Annotated in this window: 1 protein-coding gene; it reads left to right on the forward strand. The window is 66.1% G+C overall.

The genetic code is table 11. From position 1 onward, the window contains the following. Nucleotides 1-114 precede the first annotated feature (114 nt). Nucleotides 115-3,681 (forward strand): TM0106 family RecB-like putative nuclease, encoded by a 3,567-nt coding sequence (locus tag ACMX2H_RS18735; protein ID WP_414962761.1) that lies wholly within the window; start codon nt 115-117, stop codon nt 3,679-3,681. Nucleotides 3,682-3,918 lie beyond the last annotated feature (237 nt).

Here is a 3,918-nt window from a genome sequence, read left to right on the forward strand (position 1 = left end):
CGAGCCGGCTGATACATCTTTAGATGCCGGCAGGCACCGGCCGGCGGCGGGATATCGTTGGGGGGACCCGCCGCCGGCCGGGTTGGCACCTTTGTCCGTGAGCAAGGAGGCTCTGTGTTTCTGCTCGACTCCGACGTCGACGGGGCTGACCCTGATTTGGTCTACACGGCCACCGATCTGGTCACCGCAGCCCAGTGCGAGTACCAACTGCTGCGCAAGCTGGACGAGAAGCTGGGCCGCTCCCCCGTGCCGGACTTCGGCCGGGACGAGATGCTCGAGCGCACCGCGGCACTGGGCGACGTGCACGAGCACCGGGTGCTGCAACAGTTCCGCGACGCTTTCGGTGCCGGTGTGGTGGAGATTGCCGAGACGCACAGTTACACGCGTGATGATCTGCGCGCCAAACATGCCGAATCCATTGCGGCACTGGAGTCCGGCGCGGATGTGGTGTTCCAGGCGTCCTTCTTCGACGGCGGCTTCCATGGGCGGTCTGATTTCCTGGTCAAGACCCAGCACGACGGCGGTGCCCCGGCTTACGCTGTCTATGACACCAAGCTGGCCCGCCACGCCAAGGTCACCGCGCTGCTGCAGTTGGCCGCCTACGGAGACCAGCTCCTCCAAGCAGGCATCAGCACCGCGCCGACGGTGACGCTGGTCCTTGGCGACGGCCGACACAGCGACCACAGCCTTACTGACCTGCTGCCGGCCTACCGGGAACGCCGCGGCAGGTTTCTGGACCTGGTTGCCGGACATCGTAGCCAGTCGGCGACGGTGCGCTGGGGAGACGAACGGATCAAGGCGTGCGGCCGCTGTGACTACTGTGCCGAACAAGTTGAGCTGCACCGCGATCTGCTGCTGGTGGCAAACATGAGCACGGTCCGCCGCCGCAAACTCCGCGCGGCGGGAATCCAGACGATCGACCAACTGGCCGCGCTGGAATTGCCCACGGGCGAAGCCCACGACGGTGCACTGGCCCGGCTGCGGGACCAGGCGCAAATGCAGACGGGCACCGCCAAACCGGACGGCACGGTCACTTTCCGCAAAGACGGTGCCGAACACACCGTTGCCTACCGGGTGCTGGAGCAGCACACCCTCGGGCGGCTGCCGGTCCCGGACCCGGGTGATATCTTCTTCGACTTTGAGGGCGACCCGCTCTGGCAGGACGGAGCCGGAGTCTGGGGGCTGGAGTACCTCTTCGGCGTAGTCGAGAACCCTCCGGCTGTGGGCAGCCCGGCACCGTTCAAACCTTTCTGGGCGCACAGCCGTTCCGGCGAACGGCAGGCGCTGGCGGACTTCCTGGACTACGTGTCCGAGCGGCGCCGCCGCCACCCTGGCCTGCACATCTACCACTACGCCAACTACGAGAAAGCCGCGCTACGCCGACTATCGCTGCAGCATCTGGTTGGCGAGGAAACCGTGGATGAGTTGCTGCGCGAGGGCATCCTGGTGGACCTGTACGACACGGTCCGGCACAGCCTGCGGATTTCGGAGAATTCCTACAGCATCAAGAAACTGGAACCGCTCTACATGGGCGACAACCTGCGCGCCGGCGACGTTAAAGACGCCGGTGCTTCGGTGGTGGCCTACGCGCAATACTGCACTGCCCGGGATACCGGCTATGACGCCGAAGCGGACACCATCCTCAAGAGCATTGCGGACTACAACGAGTACGACTGCCTCTCCACGCTGGAACTGCGCAACTGGCTGCTGCGGCTGGCAGCCGAACGCGGCGTTGTCCCGGGCCGCTTCGCTGCGACCGCGTCCGCTGCAACGCCGGAAGACGACGGCGGACCGTTGCTGCCGCAGGAACGGCGGCTGCTGGACTTCGTAGCGGCAGCGGCCGAACGTGCCGCAAGCCGCAACGAATCGCTTTCGCCGGAGGAGCAGGCAGTTGCCATGGTTGCGGCGTCCGTTGGCTACCACCGGCGCGAAGAGAAGCAGTTTTGGTGGGCGCATTTTGACCGGCTCGATGCCCCGGTCGAGGACTGGGCCGACGTCCGCGACGTCTTCACCGTAGAGTCCGCCCAGGTGCTTTCCGAGTGGGCAAAGCCGAACTCCCGCAGCAACCCGGTCCGAGTGCTCCGATTGACCGGTCGGTTGGCTCCCGGTTCCACCATCAAGGAAGGCAGCCTGCTCTGCCGCCTCTACGACCGGCCCTACCCAGCGTTCCTCTGCGAACAGAACGACGGCGTCAACCACCGTGCCTTCTGTTTCGATACCGAGGCGCTGGAACTGGGCGCGGACGGCGTGAAAGACACGCTTTTGGTCAAGGAACGGTTGCCGCGCGACGCCGGGGCTTACACCGAGTTCCCGGTAGCGCTGACGCCGGGCCGACCGGTGCGGACCACTTCCATCCGCGAGGCACTGGCCGACCTGGCCGCTTCGGTTGCCGACACGTTGCCCGGATTCCCCGCCGATCCGGCACTGGAGCTGCTGCGCCGGCGTAGGCCGCGGCTGGCAACGCTGGCCCAACTGCCCGAAGTCCAGGACCACCCGGACGGCTATGTGGACGCGATCACCGCCGCAGTTGCTGATCTGCAGGACTCCTACCTGGCGGTGCAGGGCCCGCCCGGCACTGGCAAGACCTATGTTGGTTCGCACGCCATCGCCCGGCTGGTGGCACAGGGCTGGAAAGTCGGCGTCGTTGGCCAGTCGCATGCCGTGGTGGACAACATGCTGCGCGCCGCCATCGAGAAAGCCGGCGTGTCCCCGGAACTGGTCGCCAAGAAACCGAACGGCGAGCAGGACCTCCCCTGGCACAACCGGAGTACCGATGATGTCATCCGGCTGCTCGAGTCACCGGGTGGCGCGTTGATCGGCGGAACGGCGTGGACCATGACCGGTTCGGCGGTTCCGCCCAAGTCACTGGACCTTTTAGTCATTGACGAGGCCGGCCAGTTTTCGCTGGCGAACACCCTGGCCGTTTCCCGCGCCGCCAAGCGCCTGCTGCTATTGGGCGATCCGCAGCAACTGCCGCAGGTCACCCAGGGCACGCATCCCGAACCAGTGGATGAATCCGCCCTCGGCTGGCTCTCTGCCGGGCACGCCACCCTGCCGCCGGAGCTGGGCTATTTCCTTGCCCGCAGCTGGCGTATGCATCCGGACCTTTGCCGGACGGTATCGGTCCTGGCGTACGACGGGCGGCTCGAATCGGCCCCGGCCGCAGCGCTGCGCCACCTGGAGGGAGCTCCAGCCGGATTGGAATGTGTCTATGTGGACCATGCAGGCAATGCCACGTCGTCGCCGGAAGAAGCCGCCGAAGTGCTCGCTCAGGCCCGCCGACACATCGGCCTGCTTTGGCGTGAAGATGCCGCAGCACAGCCCCGGCCGCTGGCCGGAGCGGACATCCTGGTGGTGGCTCCCTACAACGCCCAGGTCCAGCTGATCCGCGCGGCGCTCGACGGAGCCGGGCTGTCGGACGTCAGGGTCGGCACCGTCGACAAGTTCCAGGGACAGGAAGCACCCGTCGTGATCGTTTCCACGGCTGTGTCCGCCGCAGCGGAAGCTCCGCGCGGAATGGAATTCGTGCTCAACCGGAATCGCAATAACGTGGCCGTCTCGCGCGGACAGTGGCGGGCGGTCATCGTTCGCTCCCGCGCCCTGACCGACTACCTGCCGGCACGGCCCGCCGGCCTAGAAGAACTCGGTGCCTTCGCCGGCCTCTGCGACTGCACGAGGTGACCCCAGCCGGATCGAGGGCCCGGGCTGGACGGTCATCTCAGGGGGCATACCGCCCGTCAGTATGCGGGTGTAGTGCTACGTCAGTGGCGAAATCCGCTACGGCGCCAGCCACGGTCATGCTTGAATGAGAATTGGCAGCCTGGCGGGCCAACTATCTGTTGTCCGTGCCGGCTGGAAGTGTGCACGTAGTAGTTTTCCGCACAGTAATTCCGACGAGAAGAGGAAGAACATGAGCAA

Source organism: Arthrobacter sulfonylureivorans, from assembly GCF_047607445.1.
Taxonomy (GTDB): Bacteria; Actinomycetota; Actinomycetes; order Actinomycetales; family Micrococcaceae; genus Crystallibacter; species Crystallibacter sulfonylureivorans_A.